We start from the raw sequence: 13,553 nt of genomic DNA, 5'->3' as shown, positions 1-13,553 counted from the left end.
GCACGCTAGATCGTGCTGGCGCTTGGGTCCAGGATCGCCGCAAACATCGTGATGTTGTGCGCAGCGAGGCTGGTAGGCTGGGACAGATGACCTGGCGATCGATGCCCTGGTTGCCCGTCGCGGCTGCGTGCTTGTTGCTGGCCTGTCCGAGCGCGCCCTCGCCCGGGGCCGCCGCGGTCGTTTCCGCGAGCTCCGATCCCCCCGCAGCAGCAGCAGCCGCGTCCAATGAGTGGGCGCCGCCACGGGTGATCGTCACGCCGGGCGCTGGGCCCAACGCCGCGCCGAGCGTGGCGATCGAGGTTCCAACACCAAGCTTTGCCGCCGGGACGGGCCCACGGGTGGCGATCGACGCCGGCCACAACAACTATCGTATTCGCTCAAACTACGCGGTGTTCGCCGAGGCCCTCACGGGAGATGGCTTCACGGTCGAGTTCGTCGACGCCCCGTTCAACGCCACGGTGCTGGCGAGCGTCGACCTGCTGGTGATCGTCAACCCACTCAACGCGAAGAACGTGGGCGACTGGTCGCTGCCAACGCCCTCGGCGTTCACCCCAGACGAGATCGCGGCGGTCGGCGACTGGGTCGAAGCTGGCGGCGGGCTGTGGGTGGTCGCGGATCACATGCCGTTTCCCGGGGCCGCCGAGGCGCTCGCGGCCCGGGTTGGGTTTGCGCTCAACAATGGGTTTGGGTTCCGCGAGCGCGAGCCGGGGCAGATCGAACAATCGATCATTGGATTTAGCCGGGCGGACGGGACGATCCTCGCGGGCCATCCCATCACCGACGGCGCGCGGATCGAGGAGCGGCTCGAGCAATTGCAGTCATTCACGGGCGCGACCTTCGAGACGCCGGACGACGCCACGGCGCTGGTCGTGATGCCAGCTGACGCCGTCACGCTGATGCCGGAGGTCGCTTGGGAGTTCTCGGAGCATACCCAGCGGCGCGCGGCCGGGGGCTGGGCGCTGGCGGCCGTGCGCGAGCTTGGACGTGGGCGGGTCGCCATGTTCGGCGAAGCAGCGATGCTGTCAGCGCGCTACGTTGACCACGAAGGCGAGTGGTTTGGCGTGGGCGTGCAGCACCCGGACGCGCGGGACAACCTGCAGCTGGTGTTGAACACGGCGCGATGGATCGTGGATGGGCCAGGAAGCCGGGCAGCCGGATAGCCCGTCATCAGGCCGCGCTCGGGTCGGGGTCGAGCGCGCCCCACTCAGCGTCCCATTCATCTTCTTCTTCGAGCACCGCGAGCACATCGACCTCGGGCTTGATCTTGTCGTACAGCGTGGGAAACGCCCCTTCCGCGGCGTACTTGGCCCGGACCTCCCGGTACAGCGACAGGTCGAACATCTCCTCGAATTCCTTGGGCGTCATGAAGGTGTCCGCATACAAGAACGGGAACCCACGCACGCTCTGGGTGAACGCCTCCATCTCGCGCATCGCGTGCACGGTCTTGAACTTCTCGCCCCGCTGGATCGGCCCTGGCACGCCGTAGACCCCAAGATCAAAGTACATCGCGTAGTCCCGACCCAGGACCCGATCCTTCGCCGCCGGGTTGCGCAGCTGCCCGCTGCCCGGCCCGCGATCGTAGACCCGGCACGGGTACAGCAGGATTGGGTACATGTCGAACAGCTCGTCGGACTTGTTGACCGCGTCCGCCATCGCGCTCATGGGCAGGGTGATGTCCTGAAACACCTGCATGGTGAAGGTCATCTTGCGCACGGCCGGCGTGGTCGAGAACTTCAAGAAGGCGATCTTGGGCGGCATCATCCAGCCCAGCAGCGCACGAAACAGCGGGTGATTGCCGCCGGGGATCATGTGCTCGACGACCCAGAAGATGCTGCGATTGTGGCGAAGCAGATAGTGGCGAAGCGGGATGTACTCATCGCCCCCGCCATTGAGGTATTCGCGCACGTGGGTGTAAAACCACGGCTTGTACCAGCGGCCAATTGGGTTGATCTTGGCGCGCTGCTCGGGCGTGACCGGATCGGCGAATTCACCCTTCATGATCACGGCCTGATCCCGCGAGTACACGGTGGCCTCGATGAAGTCCGGCCCGTCGTCCATGGTTGACAGGTCGTACATGCGGGCGCAGTACTCCGCCTGCGAGTGGGTTGGCTCGTAGCGCATGTGCACGTGCGACTTGACCGGGATGATCTTCAGCTCGAGGCCCACGAGCAGGCCCAGGGTGCCGTGCGACCAGGGCAGCGCGCGGTAGAGCTCGGGGTGTGAGTCTGCCGTGACCCGCAGCAGCTCACCGCTGGCGGTCACGACCTCGTAGGCGACCACCGTCTCGCTGAGCAGCCCGACCTTGTGCGAGTGCGTTGTCATGCCCACCGCCATCGCCAGGCCGCCCAGCGTGGCTTCCGCGATCTCCAGGTTGACGGCCAGCATGTGGCCGCGATCGATCAGGTAGCTTGTTGCCTGGCCGACCGTCACGAAGGGCTCGACGTGGATCGTCTTGGCCTCTACGTCGACCCGCAAGATGTCGCGCAGGTTGCCCATGCGTATCTGGTGCCACTGGTGCTTGGGCTCGAACCGGGTCGAGAGGTTCATCCACGTCTTGCGATCCGTGCACATGGGCTTGCGCTGATCCGCCGGCTGCGCGGCCCAGCGGCGGACCTGATCTTGGACCTCGGCGACCTTCTCGTCGTGGCGCTCGGGTGCGGCGCCCAGCAGATCGTAGACCTTGGCGCGCAGGCGGAGGCCGGCATCGAACGCGAGCCCCACGGGCAGGCCAACGCCAACGAGGATCACGGCGCGGTAGCGAGTAGCGAGATCGAGTGCGAGCTTCTTGATGTCCATGGCGGCCGGATCGCATTGACTCACGGGCGGACCGGTGCGTCAACGCTGCGTCAGCTCGCGCTCGAGCAGCTCCAGCCACAACCGCCACAATCGCCACCGGGTCGACCGCGTCGGTGGTAGCTTCGACGCGCATGTCGAGCTCCCGCACCATTCGCGAGCACGAGGTCGATCAGCCCCGCCCGATCTACACCGTTTGGGAGATCACGCTTCGCTGCGACCACGCCTGCGCCCACTGTGGATCCCGAGCCGGTCCAGTGCGCGACGACGAGCTCGACACCGCCGAGCTGCTCGCGGTCGCCGACGCGCTCGTCGAGCTTGGCAGCCGCGAGGTCACGCTGATCGGCGGCGAAGCCTACCTGCGCAGCGACGTGTACCAACTCGTCGAGCACCTCGCCAAAGCCGGCGTCCGCGTGACCATGCAGACCGGCGGCCGCGGGCTGACGGCTGCTCGGGCTCAGCGTCTGCGCGACGCGGGCCTGGCCGCCGTCGGTGTGTCGATCGACGGCACGGCCGCGGTCCACGATAGGCTGCGGGCCAGCCCAGGCAGCCACGACGCGGCGATGCGAGCGATCGAGCACGCGCGCGCGGCCGGCATGGTGGTGACCAGCAACTCGCAGATCAACCAGCTCAACATGCACGAGCTCCCGGCGATCGCAGCCGAGCTCGAGGCCGCTGGAGTGTTGGTCTGGCGTGGGCAGCTGACCGCGCCGATGGGTCGCGCGGCCGATCACCCAGAGTGGATCGTGCAGCCCTACATGGTCCTGGAGATCATTGACACGCTCGCGCAGATCCAGGCGGGAGCCAGCGCCCGCGCGCAGGCTCGCGGCGCCTCGGAGATGGAATCGTTTCGCGTCACGCTTGGCAACAACCTGGGCTACTACGGGCCGCACGAGCCGCTGCTACGCTCGCGCCCGGATCGGCGCGACCGGTTCTTTCCCGGCTGCCAGGCTGGCCGTTATGTGCTGGGCATCGAGTCCGACGGGACCGTCAAGGGCTGCCCCTCGCTACCCACCGCGCCGTATCAGGGCGGCAACGTGCGCGAGCTCAGCCTCGAACAGATCTGGGACAGCGAGGCGATCAGGTTCACCCGTGATCGCAGCACCGACGAGCTGTGGGGCCACTGCGCGAGCTGCTACTACGCCGACGTGTGCCGGGCCGGGTGCTCGTTCACCAGCCACAGCACATTGGGGCGGCGGGGCAACAATCCGTTTTGCTATTACCGGGCCGACAAGCTGCGCAAGCAAGGGCTGCGCGAGGTGATCGTGCACGCCCGCGCTGCGCCGGGGAGCCCCTATGACTTTGGCGGCTTCGAGCTGCGCGAACAGCCGTGGTCGGACCTGCCGCCGCCCGCGGGCCGGCGCTCGCTGCCGGTCGTGACAAGCTGACACTAAGTGTCGGGGTGTTTTCAGCTCGGGCGAGGGCTTCTCGCCTGCTTGCGGACACCTTCGTGGACAGGTTCACCGATCGCCCGCTTGCGGACACCTTCGTAGTCAGGTTCACCGAGGGCAGCGGGCTGATCCGCATGGCTCGCCGGCCGCGGGTTTGCTCGACCAAGCCATGCTAGAAGCTCCCAGATGGACAGCAAAATCCTGGTCGTCGACGATGATCTCGACACCCGCGAGCTGCTGTGCGCCAACTTGCGAGCGCAGGGCTATCAGGCCAGCGCGGTCGGTTCTGGTGAGGCCGCGCTCGAGCAGCTCGAGGCCGACCCTTTCGACGCGTTGCTGACCGACGTCCACATGGACGGGCTGAGCGGGGTGGAGCTGTGCACGCGTGTCCGCGCGCGCTACCCCAACATGCCCGTGCTGGTGATGACCGGAAAGGCCAACATGGCCACCGCGGTCGCGGCGTTGCGCGCGGGCGCCCACGACTTTGCGAGCAAGCCCGTCGATCTTCAGCAGATCCTTCATCGGCTCGAGCGGGCGCTGCATCAGGCCGCGCTCGAGGACGAGGTCCACCGGCTCAGGCGGATGATCCACCGCGCCGACGCGTCGACCCTGATCGGCGAGAGCAGCGCGATGGCCCGGACCCAGAGCCTGATCGAGCGGGTCGCAGATGCCGACGTTCCGGTGCTCGTGACCGGAGAGAGCGGGGTTGGCAAGGAGCTCGTGGCCCGCGAGCTGCACCGCCAGAGCGAGCGGGCCGAGCAGCCCTTCGTCGCGATCAACTGCGCTGCGATCCCGCCTCAATTGCTCGAGAGCGAGCTGTTTGGTCACGTGCGTGGGGCCTTCACGGGGGCCCAGCGCTCGCGCGACGGCCTGTTCGTTCAAGCCGGGCGCGGGACCGTGTTCCTCGACGAGATCGGCGAGCTGCCGATCGAGATGCAGCCAAAGCTGCTGCGGGCGCTGCAAGAGCGCAGCGTTCGGGCCGTCGGCAGTGACAAGACGGTGGCGGTTGGGGCTCGCGTGGTCGCGGCGACCAACCGTGACATCGAGACCGAGGTCGAAGAGAAGCGCTTTCGCGAGGACCTGTTTTATCGGATCAACGTCGTCAACATTCACGTCGCGCCGCTGCGGGTCCGGGGTCGAGATGTGCTGCTGCTCGCGCAATTCTTCTTGACGCGTATCGCCGAGCGCAGCGGCAAGCCCGTCAAGGGCATCACCGCCGCCGTCGCGGACAAGCTCTTGGCCTACGACTGGCCGGGCAACGTCCGTGAGCTAGAAAACTGCATGGAGCGCGCGGTCGCCCTGGCTCGCTACGACGAGCTCACCCTCGCGGACTTGCCCGACAAGGTCACCTGCTACGAGCACGCCAAGTTGGTCATTCACGCTGCTGAACCCGAAGAGCTAATCACCTTGGCCGAGCTCGAGGGTCGCTACATTCGACGGGTCCTCGAGGCGGTGGAGGGCAACAAGACGCGGGCCGCCGAGGTCCTCGGGCTCGCGCGGCGTACCCTGTATCGCCGGCTCGGGCGGCTCGAAGACGGTCCAGGCAACGAAGCGGAGCAGGAGGGAGGGCAGTGAGCAGCAGGCGGCCCAGCGAGCGGCTCGCTGGCACCCGGCGCTCGCTGACGCTCCTGCGCGAGGACCTGGCCCTGACCTACGCCATGTCAGAGGCCGCCAACGAGTCCGGCAACCTCGAAGATGTCGTCGCAGAGGCGCTCGAGATGATCTGCGAGCACATGGGTTGGGCTGTCGGTCACGCGCTCGCCGTAGACCGCGAGGACGCCCGCGCCCGCGGCACGCAGCTGTGGCACTTCGCTGGCGGCCCCGAGCTCGAGCGGCTTCGCACCGACTCCGGGGAGCTCGAGCGGTTCTCGCTGGCGGATCGGGCGATCCACGATCAGACCCCGCTCGTGCTCCACCACCTCGAGGCAGAGCACGGCAGCGAGCGGGCTGAGCTGGCCGCGACCCTGGGGCTGCATCACTACTTTGTGCTCCCGATCATCTCGGGGAGCGTCGTCGTCGCGGCCCTGGAGTTCTTTGCGACGAAGCCAGACGCCCGCGGCGACCTGGCCCTGGTTCAGCTGCTGGCGAACCTCGGGATGCTGCTGGGTCGCGTCGCGGAGCGGGAGGCTCGCGCGGAGCAGCGGGCCGCCCTGCGTCACAGCGCCCGCGCGCGAACCGAGGCCGAGGCGCGCGCGCGCGAGCTGCTGCGGGTCAGCACGGAGCTGCGTCAGGCGGTCGCGGCCCGGGACGGGGTGCTCGCGGTCGTCTCTCATGACCTTCGCGGACCCCTCAACAACATTCAGCTGTCGCTCGCGCTGCTCGAGAACGAGGACCCGGGCACGCGGCGGATGGCGATCGACAGCATTCGGCGCGCGGTCACTCGCTCGAATCGACTGATCACGGATCTGCTCGATGTCTCGCAGTTCGAGAGCGGGAAGATCGAGCTGGAGCTTCGGGCGCTCGACCCTGGCGCGCTCGCCCGAGCTGCGCTCGCCGAGGTCGCGGCGCTCGCCCAGCGCCACGGCAACGAGCTCGTCCTGGAGGTCGACGACGGCCTGGGCGAGATCCAAGCCGACCGCGAGCGCCTGATTCAGGTGATGGACAACCTGCTGCGCAACGCGATCAAGTACGGTCCAAGCGCGAGCCAGATCGAGGTTCGCGTGCGGGCAAGCCCAGCGAGCACCGACTGCGTCGAGATCTCGATCAGCGATCGTGGCCCCGGCATCGACGAGCGAGATCGCGGCCAGGTCTTCGAGCGCTTTTGGCAGGCCGAGGATCGGGCCAAGAGCTCCGGCTCCGGGCTTGGGCTCGCAATCGCCAAGAGCCTCGTGGAGGCCCATCACGGCCAGATCGCGGTCGATCAAGCCGCGGAGGGCGGGGCCCGCTTCTACTTCACGGTGCCCTTCGTGGATCCGCGCTGAGCCGCGCTGACCCGAACCAGCGACTCGCGGCGGTTCATTTTGGCACACAGGTGCGCCACGCCGAGCGGTCGCGTCACACCGCCCTCGACGGGCGTGCACACAGAGCCCGCTCCCAGTCTGGTACGCGTCGTGCACAACAGCGCCGTGCAACATGCACGGCCACCTTGAAATAGAATCTGTCCTCGGTCTCCACGCCACATCGCCAGCGCTTCCCGAGACGCTCGCCTCGGCCCTCGATGGTCTGTACGGCAAGCTCACCAGCTGGACCGAGACCTCGATCGAGATGTTGCCGAACTTCTTGCTCGCCGCCGTGGTCGTCGCGCTGTTTGGTCTCCTTGCCCGTCACGTGGGCAACTGGACCCGGCGCGGCTTTGACAGGGTCACCAACAACGAGGCGCTGTCGGCCCTGCTGGGGAGCGTCGCCAAGGTCGGGGTTGTCATCGCAGGGATCTCGGTCGCGCTGAGCCTCCTGCACCTCGACAAGGCCGTGACCTCGCTGCTGGCTGGGGTCGGGGTGATTGGACTCGCGCTTGGCTTCGCGTTCCAGGACATCGCCGCCAACTTCATGGCCGGGGCCATGCTGGCGTTTCGCGGCTCGTTTGAGCCGGGCGACATCATTGAGATTGGCGACAAGATCGGCACCGTCGAGGAGACCCACCTGCGCCGCACGGTGATGCGCACCTTTGACGGGCTGCACGTCATCGTGCCCAACAAGGATCTGTCTCAAAATGTGATCACGAACTATAGTCGCACCAAAGAGCGCCGCGTCGACATCGAGCTGGGGGTCGCGTACGCGGACGACCTCGAGCGCGCGCGTGAGGTCGTGATCGAGGCGCTCGAAGAGGTCGAATGGCGAGATCGAGATCGTGATATCGAGGTGTTCTTCAAGAGCTTTGGCTCGAGCTCAATCGACTTCGACGTTCGGGTGTGGCTGGGTGACCCCGCGCAGTTTGGCTACCTCGAGGCGCGCTCGGACATGATCATTCGCATCAAGCGGGCCATTGATGAGGCCGGCCTGAGCATTCCCTTTCCAATCCGCACGCTCGACTTTGGCGCGCAACAGGTCGGCGGCGCGTCGATCGACGCGAGCACGCTCCACGTGCAAAACGCCGCCAACGCCAGCGAGCCGGGCTGAACACGATTTTACACATCAACTCACGAAACGGAGCAACAATGAACACACTCAACATCTGGACGCCAATGGCCATCTTGCTCGCGCTCACCTTCTCGGTCAGCTGCGAGGGGACCAAGGTCGACGACCAGGCCAAGAAAGAGGCCGAACAGGCCGGCGACAAGATTGAAGCTGGGGTCGAGAAGGCCGGCGATAAGCTCGAGCAGGCCGGCAACGAGATCGCGGATGAGGCCGACGACGCCAAGGCCAAGGCCAAGGCCAAGGCCGACGAGTTCGCCACCCGGGTCGAGGCGGCGAAGGCCAAGGCGAAGGCCGACGGACGCGAGGTCGAGGCCAAGGTCACGCAGGAGCTCGACGCGGCCAAGGCTGACGTTGACGCCAAGCTCGAGGCTGTCGAGCAGGCCACGCTCGAGACATCGCAGGACGCCGTCCGCAAGCTCGATGAAGCCCTCGCCAAGCTCGAGGAGCGACTCGATGCCTACGAGTCTTCGTAGCCCAACAATCGCGGTCGTCGAGCGCAGCAATTCATATCACCAAGCATGAAAGGACACCAATGAACTGGACACAGATCGAAGGAAAATGGGATGAGCTCAGGGGCCAGGCCCGGACCAAGTGGGGCAAGCTGACCGACCAAGACCTCGAGCAAGTCAAGGGACGCCGCGACCAATTGGTCGCCAGGCTTCAGCAGCGCTACGGCGAGGCCCGAGAGTGGGCTGAGCAGCAGGCCGACGATTTCATCGCAAGCATCTAATTCGAGTTTTTCGTATTCGTGTGAGAGTCGGGCGGGCGCGAGTGGGGTTCCAGTCGCGCCCGATTTTTCGAGCTGTCGGGCAAGGTGCCCCGTATGTAGTCACCTCTTGCGGCACAGGCTTTGCAGCTATTTGAACCGTGCGTCATAGCTTGCTCGAGTCCGCGCTCACTCGGCCCCGCGCTCACACTGGAAGCAGGGGACACCGGTGAGGCGTAGCTTCGAGTTGGGCCCGACCGCGAGGAGGCCGGCGGTCGCCGACAAGGTCGAGCGCGATGGGGCGAGCACGATCCGATACCCCTGTGGTCCAGGCCAACCGTCCGGGGGCGAGGATTCATGAGCACGCAGGCGCACGCGCTCGCAGGCGTTCGCGTGATGCTGGTCGATGACGATCTCGACACGCTCGAGCTCCTTGCGATGATCTTGACGCTGTCTGGGGCGGTCACGGCGACCCGCACGACGGCGCAAGCGGTGCTCGACGACTTGGTGAACTTTGCGCCACATGTGCTCATGAGTGACATCGACATGCCGCGAATGAACGGCCACGAGCTCATGCGCCGAATCCGGCAGCGGCCCACACACTTGGGGGGAGCGGTCCAGAGCATCGCGGTGACGGCCGACGGCAGCCAGCGCGCGCGCGCGCTCGCCCGCGAGTCGGGCTTTGGCCGGCTGATCCAAAAGCCGATCGACGTCGCGCACGTCATCGGCACGATTCAGGAATTGGCGCACCCGGCTGGAGCGGGCGGGAGCCGAAGCTGATCGTGCTACGGGGACGTATCGGGCACGCCGTACTCCGGCTCGCCAACGGAGTCGGTCCCGGAGTCGGTATCCGAGGTCATCCCGGTGTCCGTGTCCGTGTCCGTGTCCGTGCTCGTCGTGGTCTCTTCTAGCCCCGTATCCGGCACGCCGTAGTCCGGCTCGCCAACGGCTGGGCAACCGGCCAGCGCCAGACCCATCAGCACGACCGGCAGCTTGGGCGCGGCGGTCCGCAGTGATGCGCTGCAGTGGGGGCAGGTGTGCTCGTCGACGAGCACGTGAGAGTGGCAAGCGGGGCAGGGGATCAGGCGCGGCATGGATGGCTCCGAGGTGGGGCTCATAGTATCGCGGATCTGGCGGGTGGGTGGTCGCTTTTGTCGCTGGGCTCAGTCCATGGCCATGGCGGGCTCCGTGGCGGGCTGGGCGAAGACCACCCCCACGCGTCGGCTGGTGTGCAGCTCGCGGTGAGTGGCCAGCCAGACCGGAACCGGACCGGTTCCATGCTTGGCAGCACGCGCTCGATCCCAGCCTCACGGTCGCCGACGGTCCGGGGCCGGCCGATGCGGCCGAGGGATGCCCACGACCGGCGTGACCTCATCGAGGGCACCTCAGTCGGCGGTCGTCGGCAGTGGATCGCTCACGCACCGAAACCCCAACATCGCCAGCTGCGAGCTCCGGTCGGCCCGACTGACCAGGCCGACCGAGACCGCGCGCAGAGTCTTCGGGATCGCCGTATCGACCGGGTCTGGCGGGATCGAGGTTGACGCGTCGGCGGCCTCGGGATCACGCGTTGCACTGCGCCCGAGCACGCGCAGCAGCACGTCAGGGTAGTCCGTGATGATCCCGTCGACGCCCATGTCCCTGCACATCGAGCGAGGCGGGTGAGGTGGCCGGCACGACCGGCGTGGGCGGGCCGGGGCGGCAGGCGACCATGGGGATCGCAACGACTCCGAACATCGTCGCAGGGCCCCAGGGGCCACGCCGCCGCCGAGCTCGATCGAGTGTTGACGCAGTGGATCGCGGCACGGGGATCCTGAGTACCGCAAACTCGAGGGGCGCGTCGGCCTCGAGCCACCGCCTGGCCCCGACGGCCGACGATCAGCGACGAAGCGCGTACTGGGCCGCCAGCGGTCCTTGGTCACGTTGCCCGGCGTGCGATCCTGCTTGGCCAAGGTCACAGCTTGCGCGGGCGAGCGAGTTGGACGCACCATCGAGGCGGGGATCGAGCGCATGGCAAAGGCGAAGAAGAAGGGGCCGCACGACGAGGTGCTGTTGGCGCTGCGGGCGTTTGGGATGAGGTATCCCGGCGTCCACTACAAGAGCCCGTGGCCGGGGCACATGGACCTGGCCGTCAACGACAAGACCTTCGCGTACCTCAGCCTCGAGGGCGAGCCGCTGAACATCTCGTGCAAGCTCCCGCGCTCGAAGGACGTCGCGCTCATGCTGCCGAACACCAAGCCAACCGCGTACGGCTTGGGCCGCAGCGGCTGGGTGTCGGCGAGCTTCGAGGACGGGCTGGGGCCTGATCTGGCGATGTTGCAGGCGTGGATCGACGAGAGCTACCGTGCCCAGGCGCCCAAGCGGTTGATCAAGCAGCTCGATGGAGACGCTCCGGCCCCGGTGGCTGCGAAGAAGAAAGCTGCGAAGAAGAAAGCTGCGAAGAAGAAAGCTGCGAAGAAATAGGCTGATGTGTCGCTTCACTCGTTGTGGCTATATTCCCACATTGTCGCGGAGACGCGCTCGAGATCCAGTGAATTGGCGACCGCTGTCAGCCACGGTCAGCTCAACAGCTCGTACGGTCCGCCGCGCTCGAGCGCCCGCTCATACGCCGGCAGCGCGTGGATGCGTTGCAAGAACCCGTTCAGCTTTGGGTACTGCGAGGCCATGCCGCTCCGCGTCGCGGCGGCTTCAACCGGAAAGCTCATCAGAATGTCGGCGGCCGTCATCTCGGGCCCGGCGAACCACTCGGTGGTCGCCAGGGTCGACTCCATGAAGTCCAGGTTGCGCTTGACGTTGGGGCTGATGAAGTTGGCGCGGACCTTGTCCGCGATGTTCTTGGCGATCGGCTTGATGAAGAACGGCATCGGCGCTGTCTCCACGCGATTGAATACCAGCGTCATGACCATGAGCGGCATGAAGGTGCCCTCGGCATAATGCAGCCAATAGGTGTATTGCAGCCGCGCGGGCGTGTCCGCGGGTGGGATCAACCGGCCCGCGCCGTACTTGGCGACGAGGTACTCCGTGATCGCGCCAGACTCCGCGACCGTCACGTCGCCGTCGGTGATCACCGGCGACTTGCCCAAGGGGTGAACGGCCCGCAGCTCGGGCGGCGCCAGGCTGGTGTGCTTGTCCCGTTGATAGCGCTTGATCTCGTACTCGACACCGAGCTCCTCGAGCAGCCACAGGATTCGCTGGGAGCGGGAGTTCTCGAGGTGATGGACGGTCAGCATCGCGGGGGAGAGTAGCCTAGAACGGGCATCAACCCCTCATCGTAGGGGGAGCCCCAGCTATCCATCGCTAGGCGACTCATGGCGGCCCGCCGACCCTCCGTAGTGCGGCTGCGTTGCCGCGTGAAGCTGGGGTGATCCTCGCCCGCCGCGGCGAGCTCTAGGCCGAGGACGACGAGACCGCGCCTACTACGGCCGCAAAGACGACCGCAAAGACGACCGCAAAGACGGCCGGGCCCGGGCTCGGCATTTCCGCGCGGAAACAGGGAGCCGGCTTCGCTCACTGACCGTTTCTTTGTCGGCGAGGGGCTCAACTCTATACTGGGAGCCGGTCGCCCGCGAGACGTGGACGAGCCTCCCGCGTCGCGCCATGTGTACGTTCTGCAAGATGGGGATCTGCGTCAATCCCGAGCACGCGCGCGGTCCCACGCTCACGCCGATGTGCCCATTTTGTGCCTTGGGTGTGTGCACGACCCACCTCACCGGTTGTGGGCCCGTCAAGCTGTTCGACGTCTCCAACCAGCGCTCGTCACAGCAAGCGCCGACGCTCAATCTCGGCTCTAACTTCGGTCTCGAGCTGGACCTCGATCTCGATCTCGATCTCGATCTCGACCTCGACTCATCGCTCGACGTGAGTCCTTCCCCGCCTGGCCTGCTTCCGTGTCCAAGCTCATCACGCAAGCCCAGAATGGCTCGGGCATGTTCAACGCCCTGATCGCCTCGCGCCATGACACGAGCCACCTTCGCTCAGCAATTCAAGAGTACGCGAAGGCGAATACGCTGATCTCTGGGATGACGCTGGCGCGCAATCTGCTGTTTGGTGCCTCGCGAAATGGCAACCTCGACTTGGCCATGGCGCTCAAGGTGCCGCCATACGTGCTACGTCTCGAGCCTGATACCGACGAGAGCAACCTGTGAGGGGCCAGCCCACGTCGATCTTGAGTTCGAGCGTGGACGTGCACACGGTGCACGCGTCGGCCCCGGGGTGCACCGCATCGCGGCAGCTCGCGCTCATCTTTGGACACCGAGCTGTGGTGCACGAAGACCTCTGTGCGAGTCGAGCACGTGTCTGTACCGCTGCGTCCCATCGAAGTGCCCACAGATAGGGGCAATCGCTCAATTGGGGGGCACCACGCGCGTACCCACCGCCCGGCTCTTGTCGGCGATGAACATCCAATCCAACGTGTCCGACAGATTCATCGGCCGACCATCCCACTTGGGCGTTGCCGTGCTGGCGTCGATGTGTAAGTCCGCCTCACGCAAGAACCGCTCGAGCGCCTCTAGTGTCCTTGACACCCCAATTTCGGTGTATTTGAGTCAAGTTTGGTTCAAGCGGCGAGCCTCCCAGTCTCCCACAGCTTGGTC

15 protein-coding genes are annotated in these 13,553 nt (G+C 66.4%); 10 read left to right on the top strand and 5 right to left on the bottom strand.

What is annotated here, in order from left to right; all coding sequences use genetic code 11:
- Positions 1–86 precede the first annotated feature (86 nt).
- Positions 87–1,160, top strand: a complete 1,074-nt coding sequence (locus DB30_RS05840; RefSeq protein ID WP_052546980.1) for a motility-associated ABC transporter substrate-binding family protein — start codon at positions 87–89, stop codon at positions 1,158–1,160.
- 7 nt (positions 1,161–1,167) lie between these two features.
- Here the strand turns inward: DB30_RS05840 and DB30_RS05835 are convergent, their stop codons facing one another.
- On the bottom strand, positions 1,168–2,820 hold the full coding sequence (locus tag DB30_RS05835; RefSeq protein ID WP_146658113.1) for an FAD-binding oxidoreductase: 1,653 nt from the start codon (positions 2,818–2,820) through the stop codon (positions 1,168–1,170).
- Positions 2,821–2,927: 107 nt separating this feature from the next.
- Here DB30_RS05835 and DB30_RS05830 point away from each other — a divergent pair, with 107 nt between their 5' ends.
- From DB30_RS05830 to DB30_RS05800, 7 genes are all read left to right on the top strand, one after another.
- Entirely contained in the window at positions 2,928–4,181 is a 1,254-nt protein-coding gene (locus DB30_RS05830) for a radical SAM/SPASM domain-containing protein (protein WP_052546978.1), read from the top strand.
- 189 nt (positions 4,182–4,370) lie between these two features.
- Complete coding sequence (locus DB30_RS05825) at positions 4,371–5,759, top strand: sigma-54-dependent transcriptional regulator (protein WP_052546977.1); 1,389 nt, start codon at positions 4,371–4,373, stop codon at positions 5,757–5,759.
- Positions 5,756–7,105 carry a sensor histidine kinase gene (locus DB30_RS05820; protein WP_052546976.1) on the top strand — a complete coding sequence of 450 codons (1,350 nt, stop codon included), beginning with the start codon at positions 5,756–5,758 and terminating at the stop codon, positions 7,103–7,105. Before DB30_RS05825 ends, DB30_RS05820 begins: the two co-directional genes overlap by 4 nt.
- 151 nt (positions 7,106–7,256) lie before the next feature.
- Entirely contained in the window at positions 7,257–8,240 is a 984-nt protein-coding gene (locus DB30_RS05815) for a mechanosensitive ion channel family protein (protein ID WP_052546975.1), read from the top strand.
- Between the two features lie 38 nt (positions 8,241–8,278).
- The gene (locus DB30_RS05810; protein WP_052546974.1) at positions 8,279–8,731 is read left to right on the top strand and encodes a hypothetical protein; all 453 of its coding nucleotides are present in this window, start codon (positions 8,279–8,281) and stop codon (positions 8,729–8,731) included.
- A gap of 59 nt (positions 8,732–8,790) precedes the next feature.
- Positions 8,791–8,988 (top strand): CsbD family protein, encoded by a 198-nt coding sequence (locus DB30_RS05805; RefSeq protein WP_052546973.1) that lies wholly within the window; start codon positions 8,791–8,793, stop codon positions 8,986–8,988.
- 333 nt (positions 8,989–9,321) lie between these two features.
- Positions 9,322–9,744, top strand: a complete 423-nt coding sequence (locus DB30_RS05800; RefSeq protein ID WP_052546972.1) for a response regulator — start codon at positions 9,322–9,324, stop codon at positions 9,742–9,744.
- A gap of 5 nt (positions 9,745–9,749) precedes the next feature.
- Here the strand turns inward: DB30_RS05800 and DB30_RS05795 are convergent, their stop codons facing one another.
- Positions 9,750–10,082, bottom strand: coding sequence for a hypothetical protein (locus tag DB30_RS05795; protein ID WP_052546971.1), 333 nt, complete (start codon positions 10,080–10,082; stop codon positions 9,750–9,752).
- Positions 10,083–10,349: 267 nt separating this feature from the next.
- Positions 10,350–10,610 (bottom strand): hypothetical protein, encoded by a 261-nt coding sequence (locus DB30_RS05790; protein ID WP_165703640.1) that lies wholly within the window; start codon positions 10,608–10,610, stop codon positions 10,350–10,352.
- 283 nt (positions 10,611–10,893) lie between these two features.
- Here DB30_RS05790 and DB30_RS05785 point away from each other — a divergent pair, with 283 nt between their 5' ends.
- Positions 10,894–11,424, top strand: a complete 531-nt coding sequence (locus DB30_RS05785; protein WP_240480175.1) for an MmcQ/YjbR family DNA-binding protein — start codon at positions 10,894–10,896, stop codon at positions 11,422–11,424.
- Between the two features lie 95 nt (positions 11,425–11,519).
- On the opposite strand, the gene DB30_RS05780 is transcribed toward DB30_RS05785, so the two are convergent.
- Positions 11,520–12,191 (bottom strand): glutathione S-transferase family protein, encoded by a 672-nt coding sequence (locus DB30_RS05780; RefSeq protein ID WP_052546968.1) that lies wholly within the window; start codon positions 12,189–12,191, stop codon positions 11,520–11,522.
- A gap of 657 nt (positions 12,192–12,848) precedes the next feature.
- On the opposite strand from DB30_RS05780, the gene DB30_RS05775 reads away from it, so the two are divergent.
- On the top strand, positions 12,849–13,106 hold the full coding sequence (locus DB30_RS05775; protein ID WP_052546967.1) for a hypothetical protein: 258 nt from the start codon (positions 12,849–12,851) through the stop codon (positions 13,104–13,106).
- 198 nt (positions 13,107–13,304) lie between these two features.
- Here DB30_RS05775 and DB30_RS05770 read toward each other — a convergent pair whose 3' ends face one another.
- On the bottom strand, positions 13,305–13,484 hold the full coding sequence (locus DB30_RS05770) for a hypothetical protein (protein WP_052546966.1): 180 nt from the start codon (positions 13,482–13,484) through the stop codon (positions 13,305–13,307).
- Between the last annotated feature and the right edge of the window lie 69 nt (positions 13,485–13,553).

This window comes from Enhygromyxa salina (assembly GCF_000737335.2).
In the GTDB taxonomy this organism is placed as follows: Bacteria; Myxococcota_A; Polyangia; order Nannocystales; family Nannocystaceae; genus Plesiocystis; species Plesiocystis salina_C.
Note: the sequence above shows the minus strand (reverse complement) of the source record. Positions and strands in the feature narration are given on the sequence as shown.

What these genes read in the sequence shown, in the direction of transcription:
- DB30_RS05780 (WP_052546968.1), bottom strand. Translation starts at nt 12,191, where the DNA reads ATGCTGACCGTCCATCACCTCGAGAACTCCCGCTCCCAGCGAATCCTG.
- DB30_RS05800 (WP_052546972.1), top strand. Translation starts at nt 9,322, where the DNA reads ATGAGCACGCAGGCGCACGCGCTCGCAGGCGTTCGCGTGATGCTGGTC.
- DB30_RS05830 (WP_052546978.1), top strand. Translation starts at nt 2,928, where the DNA reads ATGTCGAGCTCCCGCACCATTCGCGAGCACGAGGTCGATCAGCCCCGC.
- DB30_RS05790 (WP_165703640.1), bottom strand. Translation starts at nt 10,610, where the DNA reads ATGTGCAGGGACATGGGCGTCGACGGGATCATCACGGACTACCCTGAC.
- DB30_RS05815 (WP_052546975.1), top strand. Translation starts at nt 7,257, where the DNA reads ATGCACGGCCACCTTGAAATAGAATCTGTCCTCGGTCTCCACGCCACA.
- DB30_RS05795 (WP_052546971.1), bottom strand. Translation starts at nt 10,082, where the DNA reads ATGAGCCCCACCTCGGAGCCATCCATGCCGCGCCTGATCCCCTGCCCC.
- DB30_RS05805 (WP_052546973.1), top strand. Translation starts at nt 8,791, where the DNA reads ATGAACTGGACACAGATCGAAGGAAAATGGGATGAGCTCAGGGGCCAG.
- DB30_RS05840 (WP_052546980.1), top strand. Translation starts at nt 87, where the DNA reads ATGACCTGGCGATCGATGCCCTGGTTGCCCGTCGCGGCTGCGTGCTTG.
- DB30_RS05825 (WP_052546977.1), top strand. Translation starts at nt 4,371, where the DNA reads ATGGACAGCAAAATCCTGGTCGTCGACGATGATCTCGACACCCGCGAG.
- DB30_RS05810 (WP_052546974.1), top strand. Translation starts at nt 8,279, where the DNA reads ATGAACACACTCAACATCTGGACGCCAATGGCCATCTTGCTCGCGCTC.